The organism is Nitratidesulfovibrio sp., assembly GCF_040373385.1.
Classification (GTDB): domain Bacteria; phylum Desulfobacterota; class Desulfovibrionia; order Desulfovibrionales; family Desulfovibrionaceae; genus Cupidesulfovibrio.
Map to the genome: position 1 here is coordinate 25,233 of NZ_JBDXXH010000014.1, position 17,822 is coordinate 43,054.

Annotated in this window: 13 protein-coding genes; 5 read left to right on the forward strand and 8 right to left on the reverse strand. The window is 66.9% G+C overall.

Annotated features, from left to right (window positions below; translation table 11 throughout):
• Positions 1 to 12 precede the first annotated feature (12 nt).
• Together ABWO17_RS16745 and ABWO17_RS16750 are read right to left on the reverse strand one after the other, a co-directional pair.
• Positions 13 to 309 carry a SemiSWEET family sugar transporter gene (locus ABWO17_RS16745; protein WP_353120556.1) on the reverse strand — a complete coding sequence of 99 codons (297 nt, stop codon included), beginning with the start codon at positions 307 to 309 and terminating at the stop codon, positions 13 to 15.
• Positions 310 to 350: 41 nt separating this feature from the next.
• Positions 351 to 1,538, reverse strand: coding sequence for an FUSC family protein (locus ABWO17_RS16750; RefSeq protein ID WP_353120558.1), 1,188 nt, complete (start codon positions 1,536 to 1,538; stop codon positions 351 to 353).
• An 835-nt stretch (positions 1,539 to 2,373) separates the two neighbouring features.
• On the opposite strand from ABWO17_RS16750, the gene ABWO17_RS16755 reads away from it, so the two are divergent.
• The 5 genes from ABWO17_RS16755 (at position 2,374) to ABWO17_RS16775 (ending at position 10,521) form a co-directional block, all read left to right on the forward strand.
• On the forward strand, positions 2,374 to 3,240 hold the full coding sequence (locus ABWO17_RS16755; RefSeq protein WP_353120560.1) for an SDR family oxidoreductase: 867 nt from the start codon (positions 2,374 to 2,376) through the stop codon (positions 3,238 to 3,240).
• Between the two features lie 21 nt (positions 3,241 to 3,261).
• Positions 3,262 to 4,536 (forward strand): arabinose transporter, encoded by a 1,275-nt coding sequence (locus ABWO17_RS16760; protein ID WP_353120562.1) that lies wholly within the window; start codon positions 3,262 to 3,264, stop codon positions 4,534 to 4,536.
• A gap of 253 nt (positions 4,537 to 4,789) precedes the next feature.
• The gene (locus ABWO17_RS16765) at positions 4,790 to 5,974 is read left to right on the forward strand and encodes an efflux RND transporter periplasmic adaptor subunit (protein WP_353120564.1); all 1,185 of its coding nucleotides are present in this window, start codon (positions 4,790 to 4,792) and stop codon (positions 5,972 to 5,974) included.
• 10 nt (positions 5,975 to 5,984) lie between these two features.
• Positions 5,985 to 9,074, forward strand: a complete 3,090-nt coding sequence (locus ABWO17_RS16770; RefSeq protein ID WP_353120566.1) for an efflux RND transporter permease subunit — start codon at positions 5,985 to 5,987, stop codon at positions 9,072 to 9,074.
• Positions 9,064 to 10,521 carry an efflux transporter outer membrane subunit gene (locus ABWO17_RS16775; RefSeq protein WP_353120568.1) on the forward strand — a complete coding sequence of 486 codons (1,458 nt, stop codon included), beginning with the start codon at positions 9,064 to 9,066 and terminating at the stop codon, positions 10,519 to 10,521. Before ABWO17_RS16770 ends, ABWO17_RS16775 begins: the two co-directional genes overlap by 11 nt.
• 185 nt (positions 10,522 to 10,706) lie before the next feature.
• On the opposite strand, the gene ABWO17_RS16780 is transcribed toward ABWO17_RS16775, so the two are convergent.
• From ABWO17_RS16780 to ABWO17_RS16805, 6 genes are all read right to left on the reverse strand, one after another.
• Positions 10,707 to 11,672 carry a glycosyltransferase family 2 protein gene (locus tag ABWO17_RS16780; RefSeq protein WP_353120570.1) on the reverse strand — a complete coding sequence of 322 codons (966 nt, stop codon included), beginning with the start codon at positions 11,670 to 11,672 and terminating at the stop codon, positions 10,707 to 10,709.
• Positions 11,673 to 11,822: 150 nt separating this feature from the next.
• Positions 11,823 to 12,956 (reverse strand): DegT/DnrJ/EryC1/StrS family aminotransferase, encoded by a 1,134-nt coding sequence (locus ABWO17_RS16785; protein ID WP_353120571.1) that lies wholly within the window; start codon positions 12,954 to 12,956, stop codon positions 11,823 to 11,825.
• A gap of 173 nt (positions 12,957 to 13,129) precedes the next feature.
• Entirely contained in the window at positions 13,130 to 13,579 is a 450-nt protein-coding gene (locus ABWO17_RS16790; RefSeq protein WP_353120573.1) for a dTDP-4-dehydrorhamnose 3,5-epimerase family protein, read from the reverse strand.
• A gap of 24 nt (positions 13,580 to 13,603) precedes the next feature.
• Positions 13,604 to 14,713, reverse strand: a complete 1,110-nt coding sequence (gene rfbG / locus ABWO17_RS16795) for a CDP-glucose 4,6-dehydratase (RefSeq protein ID WP_353120575.1) — start codon at positions 14,711 to 14,713, stop codon at positions 13,604 to 13,606.
• A 282-nt stretch (positions 14,714 to 14,995) separates the two neighbouring features.
• Positions 14,996 to 15,778 (reverse strand): glucose-1-phosphate cytidylyltransferase, encoded by a 783-nt coding sequence (gene rfbF / locus ABWO17_RS16800; RefSeq protein WP_353120577.1) that lies wholly within the window; start codon positions 15,776 to 15,778, stop codon positions 14,996 to 14,998.
• A 487-nt stretch (positions 15,779 to 16,265) separates the two neighbouring features.
• Positions 16,266 to 17,582, reverse strand: a complete 1,317-nt coding sequence (locus ABWO17_RS16805) for a DegT/DnrJ/EryC1/StrS family aminotransferase (RefSeq protein ID WP_353120579.1) — start codon at positions 17,580 to 17,582, stop codon at positions 16,266 to 16,268.
• Between the last annotated feature and the right edge of the window lie 240 nt (positions 17,583 to 17,822).

Below are 17,822 nucleotides of genomic sequence, written 5' to 3' on the forward strand. Positions count from 1 at the left end.
GCCCCCTGCCGTCTACACCCGGCGGGAATAGCGCAGCTTCAGCCAGATCACGGCCAGTATCAGCGCCAGGCCCACGGCGTTGGCGGCCATGACCGGCCACGATCCGATGCCGATGCCGTAGACCAGCCACAGCGAAACGCCCACGGCCAGCAGCCGGAAGGTGGGCAGCGAGATGTCATTGGCGGAGCGGGTGCGGGCAATGCGCACCACCTGCGGCAGGTAGGCCAGCGAGGTCAGCAGCCCGGCCACGTAGCCCACGGCTTCGATCAGGGAGGACAGGGCGGCGGCATCGATGATCGGGGCGGGCATGGGGCCTCCGGCGGGATGGGCGAAAGGGTGTGCCGTGGGGGCTAGGGAGTGGCGTTGTTGCTGTCCGTGTCGAGGTGGTCGTCCTCGTTCCCGGCCATGCGCGTTGCCAGGCCCTGCACGTCTTCGGCCAGTTGGCGCAGGGCGTAGTAGAAGGCGTAGAACTGGGTCAGCATGGCCAGGTCGAAACGTCTGGTGGCCCCGGCTTCGCGCAGGGCCAGCAGGCGCCCGTCCGCGCGGGCCATGGCCGCGCCAAGCAGGGCGGCGGGCGACACCGGTGACTCGGGGGCGTTTTCCGGTCCGCTTCCGGGGCGCCACCCCAACGCGGACAGCCATCCGGCCAGTGCGCCGATGGGTCGCGCACCGGTGACGCCGGTAGTCATGGCAGCCATGTGCCGCAGGGTGTGGGCCACGGTTTCCGCCAGGTCGCGCATTTCCGGCGCCATGATGATGTCGTGCCCGTCGGGCGTGCAGGCGTTCAGGCTGCGCAGCATGGTCCGCAGGTGGTCGGTGGTGCGTTCCACCGTCGTGGACAGGGTGTCCAGCGGCTGGTTGTCGTAGAAGTAGATCAGCGATTCGTGGCGACGCACCTTGGAAAGGCGCTCGCGGTTGCGCGGGATGGCGCGTGCCAGCGGGTCCAGCAGGTCGGCGGGCACGTGGGTCTGGCGGGCCAGAAAGCGGTCCACCAGGGTGGCCAGGTGGGCGGCGCAGTTTTCCGCCTGTGCGGCCAGGTCGCGGCGCAGGCCCACCGCTGCGCGCACCGGCCACAGGGTGACCGTGACCACGAAGGCGCAGCCCACGCCCACGGCGATTTCCAGCACCCGGAACAGCCCCACGTCAATGCGTTCCGCATGGCCCGCGCTGGCCAGTATGACGATGCTCACGGTGATGGCCGCCATGCGGTAGCGCGGATCCCAACGGGTGAGAAAGGCGCACAACCCCGTGGTGACGAACACCGAAACACCGTTCCATATGGGCGTGTCCGGAAAGATCATGATGGCGGCAACGCCCATCACGGCCCCCATGACCGTGCCGATGAACCGGTACAGGCACATCTCGATGGCCTCGGCCACGTTCATCTGCATGGCGATGACGGCGGAAATGACGGCCCAGTAGCCGTACTGGATGTGCAGCACGTCGGCCAGCAGCAGGGAAAGAACGGCGGCTATGCCGGTCTTGATGCCGTGGCGGATGTGGGCGGGCGAAATGTCGGCGAGGGTGGGGCGACGCATGGTGGTCTCGGTCGCAGGGTGGACGGCGGTTGAGGATGTGCGGGACGGAACGGTGTGGCGCGGGAGCGGGCGTGGTTCCGTGGCTGCGCCGGTTCCGACCAACTCCGGAGGGCACCACATACGCCGGGGTCGTACGGCTGGCAAGCGGTGTGGCGCGCGGTGCGCGGCGCGCGAAAGGGGAAGCAGGGCCGATTCTGGTGGACCATAGCCTGGTTGCGTGTGCGCGGGTCAAGCGAAAAGGGGCGAAAAGGGGCGGAAAGGGCGAAAAGGGGCGGAAAGGGGCGAAAAGAGTGCGGAGGGAAAGGCTGTGGTGCGCTGTCGAACGTCGGATGCATCCCGGCTGTATCGCGCCCCGGCCCGCTGCAGGACGAACCACGGCCTGCGGCCATTCCGAGGTGGCTGCGGCCATTCCGGGGCGGCCTGCGAACGTCTTCAAGGGTGCCGCGCGCGGTTTTGACGTCTGTCGTCCCTCGTCGCCTTGCCGCCTGAACCGGGTCGCCGCCCTGCCAGCTGCATCAATGCTCCGGATCATGGCGCTCTGGTCGCTTCGGTGGCGCGGACCGGGGTGAAACGGAGTGTGCCTGCCCCAGCCGAAACCTGAGTGCGGCTTTCTTGATTGCCGTGGCGGGTTCGGACAGACGGGCCTACCAGAGGGACGTTATTCAGGAACTCTGCGGAATTCCGGCAGACGACAAGGGGCGGGACGGCGCGGCTTGCAATGCGAATAGCAAATGTGAGCATTTCATCGCATATTTCCAATGCGACGAAACATTCACATTTGCAGCCGGGCAGCACATAGCGCCGACAGGCTGCACCTTGATTCAGGAGGTGCGCCATGCACGTATTTGTCACTGGAGCCACCGGATGGGTTGGCTCGGCCGTGGTTCGGGAATTGATCGGCGCTGGCCATCAGGTCACGGGGCTGGCGCGCTCGGCGGACAAGGCGACCGCGCTCGCGGCCACGGGGGTGGGGGTCCTGCTCGCCACCCTGGACGATGCGGATGCCTTGCGCGCTGCTGCTGCGGCGGCGGATGCCGTGGTCCACACGGCGTTCAACCATGATTTTTCCAGATTCATGGAAAGTTGCGAGCAGGACCGGCGCGTGATCGAGACGCTGGCCAGCGCATTGAGCGGATCAGCCAGGCCGTTGCTCGTCACTTCCGGCTTGTCGGGCCTGCCGCGGGGAGCAACTGAAGCGACCCGGACAAACCCGGCGATGCCGCGCAAATCCGAGGCTGAGGCACGGGCTTCGGCAGAACGTGGCGTGCGCGTGGCGACAGTGCGCCTTGCGCCGTCCGTGCATGGCCTTGGCGACCACGGCTTCGTATCGTTCCTGATTCGCCTGGCGAAACAGAAAGGCGTGTCGGCCTACATTGGCGATGGGCAGAACTGCTGGTCCGGCGTGTTTCGGCTGGACGCCGCGCGCGTCTATCGCCTTGCGCTCGAACAGGGCGTGACCGAGCCGGTCTATCACGCGGTCGCCGACGAGGCGGTGCCCTTCAAGGCGATTGCCGAACTGATCGGCAGGCGCTTGAACCTGCCCGTCGCGCCGCGTGACCGCGAGCACTTTGGCTGGTTTGCCAACATGGCTGGCGCGGACATGTCCGTATCCAGCGCGCGCACGCGCGCACTGCTGGGCTGGACGCCGCAAGGCCCGCATCTGCTCGCCGACCTGGATCAGCCCGGCTATTACGCCGATTGACCATGGCGGGGCGGCGCCGCCATGGCGTCGCCCATCTCCACGATACCCTTTTCTCCAACCACCACCATGAGCAAAGAACAAACGCACCACGCGGATGCCCCGTCCGCATCCGCTTCGGCCGCTTCCGGGGTTTTTCTCAGGCTGCTTCCCGTCACCCTGGCGGTCTTCGTCAGCTTTTTCACCATAGGCATGCAGATGTCGGTTCTCCCGCTGCATCTGCATGAAACGCTGGGCATGGGAACACTGGTCGTCGGGCTGGTTGTCGGTTCGCAGTTTGCCGCCGCGCTGCTGTCCCGCGCCTGGGCCGGGAATTTCGCCGACATGCGCGGCGCCAGGCGCGCCGTCCTGACGGGGCATCTGTTCGCGGCCTGTTCCGGCGCGACCTACCTTGCCTCGCTGGCCTTTGTCGCCACGCCCGCCACATCGGTGTGGATACTGCTGCTGGGCCGGATACTGCTGGCATTGGGCGAAAGCCTGGTCGCCACGGGGGCGCTGGGCTGGTCCATCAGCCTGGTGGGGCCGCAGAACGCGGGCAAGGCGATGGTCTGGGTGGGCATTGCCATCTTCGGCGCGTATGCGCTCGGAGCGCCTGTCGGCGCGGCGGTGGACAGCCAGTGGGGGTTCGCGGGCGTGGCCGTCGCCCTGATCTTCGTCCCCTTGCTGGCAATGGCCGTAGCGTCGGGGGCGCGCGCCGTCCCGCCCACGGCGACGCGGCGCACGCCGTTCTACAGGGTGCTGGGTTCCGTGTGGATGCCGGGCATGGGATTGGCGCTGTGCAGCGTGGGCTTCGGGCTGTTCACGGCCTTCATTGCCCTGCTGTTCTCCGCCAGGCATTGGGGCGGCGCGTCACTGGCATTCAGCGCATTCGGGCTGGCGTACATCTGCGCACGTATTTTCTTTGGGCACCTGCCGGACAAACTGGGCGGCGCGCGCGTGGCGCTGGTGAGCGTCGCCATCGAAATGGCGGGGCAATGGCTGATCTGGGGGGCCGATGGCGCATTGACCGCCCACTGGGGCGCGGCGCTGACCGGCTTTGGCTACTCGCTGGCCTTTCCGGGCTTTGGCGTCGAAGCCGTGCGGCGCGCGCCCCCGCAGGCGCGCAGCCTCGCCATGGGTGCGTATGTGGCGTTCCTGGACATCGCGCTTGGCGTCACCAGCCCGTTGGCTGGCGCGTTGGCCGGTGCGGAGGGGATCGGTGCGGTCTATCTGGCCGGGGCGATTGCCGCCGCGCTGTCGCTGGTTGTGGCCCTGGTGCTGCTGGTCACCCCGACGTCGCAGAAGACCCTCCGTGCCTGATTCCATGCAACCCGGGCGTGAAAGACAGAGGCGGCGCGCTGCCGATGCGGAAGATGCCGCCAGAGGGACCGGTCGCGCGCCGGAAGGCCGGAGATTCGGTCCGTCGCGGCGCGCAGGTCCGGAAGCGTGCCGGTCAAACAGAAAGGCATTGCCCTGAAGGAAACGACATGTATTCGAGGAAATCCAACAAGTCGCACGGGTACGCCCTCATGCGCATGGCCCTGCGGTCCCGTATCCGGCGGCTGGAGGTCGCATGAATATCCCCACGCCAGGAAACATGAAGCCGTTTTTCGTCGGCCTGATCAGCGTCGCCGTGATCTTCGGCCTGTTGTTCGCGTGGCGCGCGTCCCGGGTCGGGGCCGCCGCGCCCCGCACGCAATCACCGGCGCTGGTATCGACGATTTGCGTCCGGCCCCGCAGCGTGCCCAACGAGTTGCAGGCCGTAGGCAGCTTGCAGGCTGTGCGCGAAGTTCTGCTGGCGCCCGATACCCCCGGGCGGGTGACGGCCATCAACTTCACCGCCGGGCAGGTCGTCGAGCAAGGCGTCACGCTGGTCCGGCTTTACGATGCTCCGGAACAGGCCGACCGCAGCGCCGCGGTGGCGAAGGCCGATTTCGCGCGGTTGCAGTTGCGGCGTTCGCAGGATCTGGCGTCCAGCGGGGCGGAGCCGCGCGAATTGCTGGAGCAGCGCAAGGCGGAAGCCGTCCAGACGGCGGCCGCCGTCCGGCAACTGGATGCGCGCATCCGGCAAAAGAACATCCAGGCGCCGTTCTCCGGACAGCTTGGCATCCGTCGCATCAACGTGGGGCAATACCTTGGAGCGGGCGATGCCATTGCCACGCTGACGCAACTCGACCCGCTGTACGTCAATTTCGCGTTGCCCCAGCAGGAACTTTCCAGGCTGGCGACCGGCGCGCGGGTACAGGTTGCGGTGGATGCCGTTCCAGGGCGGACGTTCGAGGCCAGGGTCAGCGTCATCGAGCCGCGCGTTGACGGCGAGACCCGTAATGTCGTTGTCCAGGCCACGCTGCCGAACCCCGGCAACCTGTTGAAGTCCGGCATGTACGCGACCGCAAGGCTGATGCTGCCGACGACCGATGACGCCATCGTGTTGCCCCTGACGGCAATCCAGACGTCCGCCTCGGGCGACAGCGTCGTGCTTGTCCGGGATGCCGACACCCAGGGGACCGGCCAGGCGGTGGCCGTTCCGGTCGTCACGGGCCGCAGGCTGGGCGGGGAGGTGCTGGTGGCGCAGGGGGTGAAGGCGGGCGACATTGTGGTGGTTGCGGGGCAGAACCGGCTGCGGCCGGGTGCAAGGGTGAAGATCAACCCCGATCAGCCCGCAGGCGCGTCGGCGGACGCCGTGTCCATGCCAGATGCGTCCATGCCAGATGCGTCCATGCCAGATGCGTCCAAGCCCGTCGCGAATTCCCGGTGAGGAAACAGTCATGAACATCACGGACATCTTCATCCGGCGGCCCATCCTGGCCCTGGTCGTCAGCCTGCTGATCACGCTGGCCGGCCTGGCCTCGGTCTTTTCCCTGCCGGTGCGCCAGTATCCCTACCTCGAAAACGCCACCATCAACATCGCCACGTCGCTGCCGGGCGCAACCCAGGAGGTCATGCAGGGCTTTGTCACGACGCCCATCTCGCAGGCGATCGCCACGGCCAGCGGCATCGAGTACCTGAGTTCGACGACGACCCAGGGGCGCAGCGAAATCAAGGCCCGGCTGGTGCTCAACGCCAACGCGGACCGGGCGATGACCGAGATCCTCGCCAAGGTGCAGCAGGTCAAGTACCAGCTTCCGGCAGGCGTGACCGATCCGGTCATCAGCAAATCCACCGAGGGCGGCACCGCCGTCCAGTACGTCGCGTTCTACAGCGACACCCTGACCGTGCCGCAGGTGACGGACTTCGTGACCCGCGTCGCCCTGCCCCTGTTCGCCGGAATACCGGGAGTGGGATCGGTTGACACCAACGGCGGGCAGACGCTGGCCTTGCGCGTCTGGATCGACCCCGTGAAGCTGGCCGCCCGCGGGCTGTCGGCGGGCGAAATCGCGGCCGCCCTGCGCGCCAACAACGTGCAGGCCGCACCGGGGCAGCTCAAAAGCCCAATGACCGTCACCAACATCAGCGCCGCGACCGACCTGCGCAGCGTGGACGACTTCCGCCAGATGGTGCTCAAGGCCGACGCCCGCGGCGGCGTGGTGCGTCTGGCCGACGTGGCGACGGTGGAGATCGGCGGCCAGAACTACAACAACGCCTCGTTCGCCACCGGCGTCCCGGCGGTGTTTGCGGCGATTTTTCCGACGCCGGACGGCAACCCGCTGGACATTGCCAGACAGGCGCAGGAATTGGTCCCCCGCATCCGCGAAATGGCGCCGCCGGGGCTGAAGGTAGTGCCGAACTACGACGTGGCGCGGTTCGTCAACGCTTCGATCGGAGAGGTCAGGCACACCCTGGTCGAGGCCATCGTGATCGTCATAGCGGTGATCTTTGTGTTTCTGGGCGCGTTCCGTGCGGTTGTCATCCCCGTCGTCACCATTCCGCTTTCCCTGGTGGGGACGGCGGCATTGATGCTGGCCTTCGGATTTTCGATCAACTTGTTGACGCTGCTGGCGATGGTGCTGGCGATCGGGCTGGTGGTGGACGACGCCATCGTGGTGGTGGAGAACATCCATCGCCACATCGAGGAAGGGGCATCGCCTGCGGACGCGGCCTTGCTCGGCGCCCGCGAAATTGTCGGCCCGGTCATCGCCATGACCATCACCCTTGCGGCCGTCTACGCGCCGATCGGCCTGATGGGCGGATTGACGGGGGCGCTGTTCAAGGAGTTCGCCTTCACGCTGGCGGGTGCGGTCGTCGTCTCCGGCGTGGTCGCGCTGACGTTGTCGCCAGTGATGAGTTCGATGCTGCTCGATTCCAGGCAAGGCGAGGGGAAGCTGGCCAGACTGGTCGAAGGCTACATGGGGCGGCTGACGGCAATGTACCGGAGCCTGCTGGCGCGTACCCTGGCCGCGCGCGGGGCAGTCCTGCTGTTCGGCGTGGCCGTGCTGGGGGGCATTGCCGTGCTGTTCGTGGGCATCCGCCACGAACTGGCGCCGGTCGAGGACCAGGGGGCGGTCATCGTCATAGCCAAAGCGCCGCAGTACGCCGGTGTCGGCTATACCGCCCGCTACGCCGGAAAGATCGAGAGGATTTTCGAATCGCTGCCCGAGTTCGACAACAGTTTCATGCACATCGGCGGCACCGGGCGCGGCCAGAACCAGATGCTGGGCGGCGCGATCTTCAAGGATTGGTCCGAGCGTTCCCGATCTTCCGTTGAGATTCAGGGGCAGATTCAGGCGGCTGGCGCGAGCATTGATGGAGAAACGCTGACGGCGGTGCAGGTTCCGCCGCTTCCTGGCTCCAGCGGTGGGCTGCCGGTACAGATGGTGCTGCGGTCATCCGATGGTTTTCCGGAGTTGTTCGGGACGGCCGAGCAACTCAAGGCTGCGGCTTACGGGAGCGGGTTGTTTCTGTACGTGCAGAACGACCTGGCGTTCGACAGCCCGCAGGCCCACGTTGCCATCGACAGCGCCAAGGCGCGCGAGATGGGCGTGACCATGCAGGCCATTGCCGACACGCTGGCGGTGCTGGTGGGTGAAAACTACGTCAACCGCTTCAATTTCCACGACCGCTCCTACGACGTCATTCCGCAGGTGAACGGCGACAACCGCATGACCCCGGACGACCTCGGCCGCTTCTACGTCAAGACAGGTTCCGGAGCGCTGACGCCGCTTTCGACGGTGACGCGCGTGGAAACACGCCCCCAGGCCAACGGCCTGACGCAGTTCGGCCAGATGAACTCGGCCACGCTGGAGATGCTGCCGCGCCCTGGCGTCAGCATGGGCGAGGCCGTGGCGTTCCTGCAATCGCAGCCGCTGCCGGCCGGCACCAGCGTCGACTGGCTCAGCGACAGCCGCCAGTTCGTGCAGGAAGGCAACCGCCTGTTGGTCTCGTTCGCGTTTGCGCTGGTGGTGATCTTTTTGGTGCTGGCGGCGCAGTTCGAAAGCCTGCGTGACCCCCTGGTGATCCTCGTCACGGTGCCGCTGGCGGTGTGCGGCGCACTGGCGCCGCTCTGGCTGGGCTACGCCACGCTGAACATCTACACCCAGATCGGCCTGGTCACGCTGATCGGCCTGATTTCCAAACACGGCATCCTGATGGTTACGTTTGCCAACCACATCCAGCAGCATGAAGGGCTGAGCCGGATCGAAGCCATCGAGAAGGCGGCTGCCGTTCGCATGCGCCCGGTACTGATGACGACGGCGGCGATGGTCGCCGGTCTGGTGCCGCTGGTGTTTGCCGAAGGCGCGGGCTCCGCCAGCCGTTTCTCGATCGGCATCGTGGTGGTGATGGGTATGCTGGTTGGCACGCTCTTCACGCTGTTCGTCCTGCCCACCGTGTACAGCTTCATCGCCAGAGACCATCGCGCGGCGGTGGAAAACCAGCGCTCCCGCGAACTTGCAGCGACGGAGGAACCCCATGTCGCATGAAGTACCCCGTCGTCCAGTGTGCCGGGCGCTGCCGGGCGTCCTTTTGCCCCTTTTGGCCCTGACCCTTGCATTCGCGTTTACCGGCTGCGCCAGCGGGCCGGACTACAAAGCCCCGGCCCTGCCTGAAACGGCGGCTGGTCCGTTCGTCAGTCGGCCTTCGCAGGTCGATGCCGGTTCACCGCCGCCTGCGGATTGGTGGCGGCTGTATGATGATCCCGCGCTCGACGCGATCGTGCAGGAAGCCTTGTCCGCCAATACCGACCTGCGCGTGGCGATGGCGAACCTGGACCGGGCGCGCGCGATTTACGGAGAGGCGCGTGGGGCCATGCTCCCCTCAACCGCCGTAACCACCGGTGTCACCCGTGGCCGTGACCAGACCTCTTGGGACGGTCAAGGGCAAGCGCCCGTGCAGTGGAACTACACTGGCGGCCTGGACATTTCCTATGAACTTGACCTGTTCGGACGCGTGAGGCGCGAAATGGAGGCGGCAAGCGGTGATGCCGAGGCCACTGCCGCAGCCTGCGATGGAGTCAAGGTGGTTGTGGCCGCCGAGACGACGCGTGCCTACGTGGATGCCTGTGCCTATGGCGCGTCCCTTGACGTGGCCCGTTCCTCCGTCGAGTTGGCGCAGCAGGCGCTGGATGTTGTCAGCCATCAGGAGCGCGCAGGTTCCGCATCACGGCTTGATGTGGAGCGTTCCGGCTCCCTGCTGGCCCAGGCCAGGGCAAGCGTGCCCCGGCTTCAGGCGCGGCAGGACGCGGCATTGTTCGAATTGGCAGCTCTGATGGGCCGCACGCCCTCGCAAATTCCCGAGTCTGCGCGTGCCTGCAACAGGGTGCCGGACATCGCGGATGTCATCCCGGTCGGCGACGGTACCGCCATGCTGCGCAGGCGCCCGGACATTCGCCAGACCGAGCGCCGGTTATCCGCGGACACCGCGCGCATCGGGGTGGCGGTGGCCGACCTCTATCCCCGTGTGGCGCTGGGCGCTTCAGCCAGCCTTCTGCGCAACGACGACCTGAGAGGCGACCGTACCGTGTCGTTCGCTTTCGGGCCGCTGATTTCCTGGACGTTCCCGAACATGACCGTGGCACGAAGCCGCGTTGCCCAGGCAAGGGCGCAAGGTGTGGCATCGTTGGCCCGTTTCGACGGCGTCGTGTTGACGGCGCTCAAGGAGTGCGAGCAGTCACTGGGCACGTATGAAGGCGCCGTCGAGCAGCGCAACGCCCTGGTTCAGGCGCAAACGCACGCCGAGAACGCGTTTGGGCTGGCCGAACAGCGGTATAGGGCTGGGGCCGTCAGCTATCTGGACGTGATTGCGGCCCAGGACAGCCTGATCAGGGCGAGGGCGCAGGTCGCGACGGCCGATCAGCAGGTCGGCTCTGCCCGGATCGATGTGTTCAAGGCCTTGGGCGGCGGCTGGAAAGAGCGCCCGGCGGTCGAGTAGCGGGCTGCCTTGGCGGGAGAGCGCGAGGGGCCTGTCAGGTGGAACCGCAGATTCCGCTTGGCAGGCCCTTTCGCAATATGACGAAATCGGGCGTGAACGTGACGGCAGGCGCGCCTTGGTGGAAGCCGCACCCGTCAGGGCGCAACTCTCCACCGTTTCAGGTAGAGTCAGCTCCGCGCCGCCCCCTACCGCCTCAAAAACGATGGCAGCGCAAAATACACCCCCGCCACCGCATCAAACATCCCGCCCGGCAGGAACGTGGCCAGCCGGAACAGCCGGAACTTCAGCGACGATGCGGCATACGGCGCAATGGCCGCCCGCGCCTCGCTCCCCTTGCCCTCGCGCCACAGGGCCACCCCGCGCTGGAAGGCGGCGCGGCGGCGCAGCAGCGCCACAAGGTCGGCGTAATCCCGCTCGTAGTCGCGGTACATGCGGATGTGCTTGGCAAGGATGGCTTCCGTCTCATCCGCGAACTGGGCGAACTTGCGGAAGGTGGTGCTGCCGCCGTGCACCCGCCAGCGGGCCAGCGGCGCGTCAACGTGGTCCAGTTCCCAGTCCCAGGCGATGCGGTAGAACACGTCCGCCTCTTCGCACACGTTCAGCGCCTCGTCGAACCAGTGCCCGCCCATGCCCGGCGCGTCCAGCGCGCTGCGGCGGATGACGGCGGAGGACATGGAAATCCACTGGGTGGTCATCAGTTCGCGGAACACCTTGCCGCGCGCGGGCGGGGCCGCCTGGAACTGACGGCTCAGTTCCTTGTCGCCGCTGAACATCACCGTGTCGCAGCTCACCAGCCCCACGGCGGGGTTGGCGCGGAACAGCGCCACCTGCCGGTCCAGCTTTTCCGGGTGCCACAGGTCGTCGCAGTCAAGGAAGGCGATGAACTCGCCCCGCGCCCGGGCAATGGCCAGGTTGCGCGCCGCGCCCAGCGGCACGGTGCGCTCGGCGCGGAAGTAGCGCACCTTGTCGCCGCAGCTTTGGGCGATGTCTGCGCTGCAATCGGAGGAGCCGTTGTCCCAGAACACGATTTCCCAGTCGTCAAAGGTCTGGGCGAACACGCTGTCGATGGCGGCGCGCAGGTGCTCGCCGCAGTTCAGGCAGTTCATGATCACGCTGACGGCAGGGGCGGAGTGGGCGGCGGTGTCGGTCATGGCAGTTTGTTTCTCGGGGAAGGAACCGGGGCGGTTCTTTTCCGAAGAGTTGTCGGAAGTTGTGTTTGTCTGCCTCAAGCTGGCAGACAAAAGATAGGGGTGCAGGGGACAGCGTCCCCTGCCCGCCGGAGGCGTCAAAAAAACCGTCCCCTACGCCAGCGCCTCCAGCAAGGCATCGCACACCAGATCCACGTCGGCGTCGCTCATGCCGGGGTGCAGGGGCAGGGTGGTCAACTGGCGGCCCAGCATTTCGGTGACGGGCAGGGATTGCGTGCCGCCGCCGTAATAGGTCAGCAGGTGGTTGGGCTTGTAGTGCATGCCGGTGGGAATGCCCTTGGCCTGCAATGCGTCCACCACATGATTCTTCTTGTCGTCCAGGATGCGCACCGGAAAGATGTGCGGCACCACCACGTCGCGGGGGTCTGTGGTCAGCAGGGCCAGATGCGGCGCACCGGCAAGCCGCTGGCGGTAGCGCGCGGTCAGGCGCATGCGCGCCGGGGCGAATTCGCCGGGCAGGCGGGCCAGCTGCACGCGGCCTATGGCGGCCATGATGTTGCTCATGTGGTAGCGCCAGCCCTGCCGGGTAACGTCGAAATCCCAGCTGCGCTGGCCGGAGAAGCGCTTTTCCGTGTCGTTGGCCACGGACAGCAGGCGCGCGTCGCGACACAGTTGGGCCACGGTCTGGTCGGCGGTGACGATGCACCCGCCCTCGCCGCTGGTGATGTTCTTGATGCCGTCGAAGCTGAAGCAGGCAATGTCGCCAAAGGTGCCGATCATGCGGCCATCGTGCAGGCAGCCGAAGGCGTGGGCCGCGTCCTCGATGACGCGCAGGCCGTGCCTTTGCGCAAAGGCGTATACTTCATCCAGCCCGGCGGGGTTGCTGGCATAGTGCACCGGCATGATGGCGGCGGTGCGCTCGGTCAGGCGGCGCTCTGCGTCGGCAAGGTCGATGGTGCAGGTTTCCGGCAGGGCCTCGCAGGCCACGGGCACGGCCCCGGCCCCGCTGATGGCCTGGAACGAGGCCACGAAGGTCAGCGACTGCACCAGCACTTCCGCGCCCGACTGCACGGCGGCCTGCACGGCCATGTGCAGGGCGGCGGTGCCGGTGTTGGCGGTGACCACGTTCTGCGCGGGCACGCCGAGGTAGGCGGCGATGTCTTCTTCGAAGCGCTTCACTTCGTTGCCCATGCCGAGGTAGCCGTCTTCAAGGATGACGCGGCTGACGGCGTCGGCTTCGGCCTGGCCCACGATGGACCGGGAAAGACGCAAGGCGGGGGTGGTCATGGCGTGTCGCTCTGGTGTTGGCGCGGACGCGGGAGCGCCGCGAGGCAGGTTGTGGGCGGGACATTTGGGGTAGGCCCCGTGGTGGCCGGTCGGGTCGCCACGGGGCCGGGATGTGCGTGTATGTGTTGCCGGTGTGGGATGCGGCCTGCGGCAGCCATCCCCTCTGCCCGCCGCTACCAGCGGTACGGAATCTCCGGCGCGTCCCTGGGGGCGCGTTCGCTTTCCGTGGGGTCGTGCGGCAAATCCGCGCAGTTGCAGATCAGCGCGGGCGTTTCGCTTACCGCCGTGAACCCGTACCACACCAGCGGCGGAATGCGCAGCAGCCGGTAGTTGTCGGGCCTGCCCAGCAGGAATTCTTCCGTCGCGCCGAAGGTGGGCGAGCCGGGGCGGCTGTCGTGGATGACCACCTTCATCCGCCCCACGGGCACCGCGAAGTGCTGCGTCTGGCGGGTGTGGCGTTTCCACGCCTTCACCGCGCCGGGTTCCACTTCAGAGAAGTACAGCTCGCCGAAGCTCGTGAACAGCGGCGAATCGGGCCGCAGCATGTGCAGCACCGGGCCGCCCTCTGTGGGGATGACGCGCAGGTCCAGCGTCAGCACCCCGTCGATGGTCGTGGCGTTCACGGCAGCATCCTTTGCGCGGGGGCGCTATTTCGCCCAGCCAAAGCCCTTGGCGCGGGCCTTGTCGGAGTATTCCGCGATCTGGTTCATGGTGAAGGCGTGCATGTCGGGTCGGTCGGCACCCGCCGGGGTGTAGAACGCCCGGTACCATTCCGCCGTGAAGCGGATGGTTTCCGTGAAGGTCAGCGTGGCCTGCCAGCCAAGGTACGCCAGCGACTTGTCGCAGCACAGCTTGAGCAGGGTGCATTCCTTCATGCCCGCCTGCCCGGCGCGGTCCATTTCGCTGGCAAAGCCGGTCCAGTAGGGGGCAAGGGCGTCCACCACCTCTGCCACGGTGTTGTTCACGTCCGCCGCCGGGCCGAAATTGTAGGCCTCGCCCGACAGGGGGAACGGCCCCTGCTCGTTCAGCAGCAGCTTGGCCCCCAGCCACAGGTAGCCGGAAAGGGGTTCCAGCACGTGCTGCCAGGGGCGCGTGGCCCACGGGCTGCGGATCTGCACGGCCTTTCCTTCGGCCCAGGCGCGCGCGCAGTCGGGCACGATGCGGTCCGCCGCCCAGTCGCCGCCGCCGATGACGTTGCCCGCGCGGGTGGTGGCGCAGCGCACGCCGGTCTTGAAGAACGAGCGGAAGTACGAGTGCGCGATGATCTCTGCGCAGCCCTTGGACGCGGAGTACGGGTCCTCGCCGCCCAGGTGGTCGGTTTCGCGGTAGCCCCACACCCATTCATCGTTGCGGTAGCACTTGTCCGAGGTGATGCACACCACGGCCTGCACCGAAGGCGTGCAGCGCACCGCCTCCAGGATGTTCAGGGTGCCCATGGCGTTGGCCTCTATGGTGGCCGCCGGGTCGTCGTACGACTTGCGCACCAGGGCCTGCGCCGCCAGGTGAAAGACCACCTCGGGCGCAAAGTCGGCCACGGCCTTGCACACCGCCGCGCGGTCGCGGATGTCGGCGCGGATGTCCGTGATGCGGGCGCCAAGGCCCAGCTCGTCGAAATTGGCGGGGCTGGTGGGCACGTCCACCGACAGCCCGGCCACGTCCGCGCCAAGCTGCAACAACCACGCGGTCAGCCACGACCCCTTGAACCCGGTATGGCCGGTGACCAGCACCTTGCGGCCGCGATAGGCATCTGCAAACATTGTATGTCTCTCCGTATTCTCGACGGGGAAGGCGGTGGGAGGCTTTTTATGCGTCTCCGGTGGGCAGGGGGCTGTGCCCGCTCTGCGATCGCCATCCGTGCGTTGCGGTCCCTATCCGTAAGGCTCGCACGCGCGCCTAACGGCTAGGGCAAGGTTCGCGCGGTGCGTTCACCTAACGGCTGCCATCCTGCCCCCCCGCAATGAAAAATTTAGGGGGGAGGGGTGCGGGGAGGGAGACCCTTTTTAAAGGGTCCCCTCCCCGATTCGCTTTTTCAGCGAAGTTTAAATCTTAAATCCCTTGGCCCACGGCGCACTGCCCTTGTCCCACATGGCATTCAGCTTCTGCCAGTCGCGCAGGGTGTCCATGCATTCCCAGAAGCCTTCGTGGGGGTACATGGACAGCTGCCCGTCGGCGGCCAGGCGTTCCAGCGGCTGCTTTTCAAGGTCGCACGATTCGTCCTCGTCCAGGTAGTCGAGGAATTCGCGCTTGAACACGAAAAAGCCGCAGTTGATGTATTCGTTCAGCACCGGCTTTTCCTGCCAGGACAGGATGTTGCCATCCGCGTCGGTCTGCACCGCGCCAAAGCGCGAGGGCATGCGCACGCCGGTGAAGGTGCCGATCTTGCCAGATTTCTTGTGGAACTCCACCAGCTTGTCGATGTCGATGTCCGACACGCCGTCACCGTAGGTGACCATGAAACGGTCGGTATCGATGTGCTGGGCCACCCGCTTGATGCGCGCGCCCTTCAGGGTTTCCTGCCCGGTATCGCACAGGGTCACCTTCCAGTCGGTGCAGCTGTTGCACGCGTGGGTGGTCATGGCGCCGGTGGCAAGGTCCACGGTGAAGTCGGTGTTGCGGATGCGGTAATCGTGGAAATACTGCTTGATCACTTCGCCCTTGTAGCCCAGCGGCAGGACGAAGTCCTTGTGGCCGTGACGGGCGTAGATGCTCATGATGTGCCACAGCACCGGACGGCCGCCGATTTCGACCATGGGCTTCGGCTTGAATTCGGTTTCTTCGCGCAGGCGGGTGCCCTTGCCCCCGCACATGATGATGACCTTCATGCGATACCTCGTGATGGGGTAATGTGCTGTCGTCGTCCGGATTGTTATAGCAGAACGCGCGGCGTTGCGGAACGGGCCTCTGCCCTGTGCGCCCGAACGGGCGCGGGCGATGTCGCCGGGGCCGGGGTGCGCCGGACCGCACGCTGCGCACGGCACGCGCGGCCCACGTTGCGGGGACCATGAAAACCGTGGAATGCGGCTGCGTTGCCGGTCGGATGTACTGGATGGGATGGGTGCGGTGGCGTCATGATGACGTGCGGAACCTCCGTTCCGCGCGCGGGTGGCTGGCCGACATTCAGGGGACGGCGCGGCGCACTGGCGTGCCGCGTTTCCACCGGAATTTCCGGCCCTTCTACGTGGCGTGCTAGATACGCTTGCGCGTGCCGCTTGTCCATAGGTGCGGCACGTGATTTTCGCGCGGGGCGGGGGATTGCGGTGCGTGTTGCGGCATCCGCCACGTCCGTGTTCCGTCTCCGCGTCGTTCCGCCTACGCCTGCCGGGCCACCTGTGCAAAAAACTCCAGCAGCATGTCTTCCGCGCCCTGTTCCACCACGCACGGCCAGTTCAGCACCTGCGTGCCCACCCGTTCCGACACCGGGCAGGCCCCGGCGGCATAGCCCAAAGAGGCCAGCCCCGCCCGCGCGCCCACGACGGGGTCCATGAACCACGTCCACGCGGTGTGCACCCGCGCATCCATCAGCGATTTCAGGGCATCGGCGCGGGGGTGGGTGAAGGCCAGCCGGTGGGCGACGATGCGCAGCGCCGGGTCGGCATAGGCGGCGGGCAGGTGTGCGGCCAGCGGCGTGCCGTAGGCGGCGGTCAGGTAGCGTTGCAGCAGCGCCTCGCGCCGGGCGGCCTCGGCGGGCCAGCGGTCCAGTTCGAACAGCCCGATGCGCGCCAGCACGGCGGGCAGGCGCGCCGGGTAGGCGTACGCGCCCGTGCGCTCCACCACGTAGTCGTCGTCCAGAAAGGTCATGCCGGGGTCCGACAGCCGCCGCAGCACCGACTTGCCCAGCATGGCCAGCTGGTACAGGCCGTAGCTGGCAGGCCGGGCCAGCCGCCGCTCCAGCAGGAACTGGCCGAACAGTCGCCGCTGCTGGGCTTCCGGCAGGGTGGGGGCGTTGGTCAGTTGGTCGGCTACCGCGTCGTACAGCCCTGCGTCGCGGGTATAGAAGAATCCGCCCACCACCGTATTCATGGGCTTGGAATGGTCCGTGGAAAAGAACGCCGCGTCGCCGGTGTTGCCCACGGCCACACCGTCGCGCGTGGAACCCACGGTCAGGGCGCAGTCCTCGATCAGCGCGGCGCCGCAGCCGTCGGCCAGCGCGCGCAGTTCTCCCACCCGGCAGGGAATGCCGAAGCTGTGCTGCGCGATGATGGCCCGCGTCTTCGGGGTGATGGCTTTCGCCACCGCGTTCGGGTCGGTGCCGAAGGTGGCCGGGTCCACGTTGGTGAACACCGGGGTCGCGCCCGTGCGCAGCACCGCGCTGGCCACCACCGAGCAGGTGAACGCGGGCAGGATCACCTCGTGCCCGGCGCCCACGCCCAGGGCACGCAACGTGGCGAACAGCGCCATGCGCCCGCCCGCCGTGGCCAGCCCGCGCCCATCGCCCACCACCGCCGCAAAACGGCGCTCGTATTCCGCCACCGTGCCCGCCGCCTGCGTGGGCGATTCCAGCACGCGCCGCACCTCTGTCACCTGCGCCTCCGTCAGGTAGCCGTGCCCGGTCACGAACCCGTAGTAGGGCCGCGTACCCAGCATGCGGGTCAGTTCCTTCAGCTTGCGGGTGATGGCTGCGAGCATATGCAGGCTCCTTGGGGGGAGAGATGAGAGGTAACCGGGGAAGGGGGAAGAAACCTTTCGGGAAAGGTTTCTTCCCCCTTCCCCGAACCCCATCCCCCTTCTTCCAAAGCTTTTCAATAGGGGGCTTCGTTTCCATGTATTGGCGGCGGAGCGCGTGTGCGGTAGCACCGGCCTCTTCTCCACCCCCATTTAAAAAGTTTGGGAGGGTGGGGGTGCGGGGGAGGGAACCTTTTTCAAAAG

Bases quoted from the DNA above. Each gene is read 5' to 3' on its own strand.
- rfbG (WP_353120575.1), bottom strand. From the start codon at position 14,713: ATGTTTGCAGATGCCTATCGCGGCCGCAAGGTGCTGGTCACCGGCCAT.
- ABWO17_RS16750 (WP_353120558.1), bottom strand. From the start codon at position 1,538: ATGCGTCGCCCCACCCTCGCCGACATTTCGCCCGCCCACATCCGCCAC.
- ABWO17_RS16770 (WP_353120566.1), top strand. From the start codon at position 5,985: ATGAACATCACGGACATCTTCATCCGGCGGCCCATCCTGGCCCTGGTC.
- ABWO17_RS16765 (WP_353120564.1), top strand. From the start codon at position 4,790: ATGAATATCCCCACGCCAGGAAACATGAAGCCGTTTTTCGTCGGCCTG.
- ABWO17_RS16805 (WP_353120579.1), bottom strand. From the start codon at position 17,582: ATGCTCGCAGCCATCACCCGCAAGCTGAAGGAACTGACCCGCATGCTG.
- ABWO17_RS16775 (WP_353120568.1), top strand. From the start codon at position 9,064: ATGTCGCATGAAGTACCCCGTCGTCCAGTGTGCCGGGCGCTGCCGGGC.
- ABWO17_RS16755 (WP_353120560.1), top strand. From the start codon at position 2,374: ATGCACGTATTTGTCACTGGAGCCACCGGATGGGTTGGCTCGGCCGTG.
- ABWO17_RS16780 (WP_353120570.1), bottom strand. From the start codon at position 11,672: ATGACCGACACCGCCGCCCACTCCGCCCCTGCCGTCAGCGTGATCATG.
- ABWO17_RS16760 (WP_353120562.1), top strand. From the start codon at position 3,262: ATGGCGTCGCCCATCTCCACGATACCCTTTTCTCCAACCACCACCATG.
- ABWO17_RS16745 (WP_353120556.1), bottom strand. From the start codon at position 309: ATGCCCGCCCCGATCATCGATGCCGCCGCCCTGTCCTCCCTGATCGAA.
- ABWO17_RS16785 (WP_353120571.1), bottom strand. From the start codon at position 12,956: ATGACCACCCCCGCCTTGCGTCTTTCCCGGTCCATCGTGGGCCAGGCC.
- rfbF (WP_353120577.1), bottom strand. From the start codon at position 15,778: ATGAAGGTCATCATCATGTGCGGGGGCAAGGGCACCCGCCTGCGCGAA.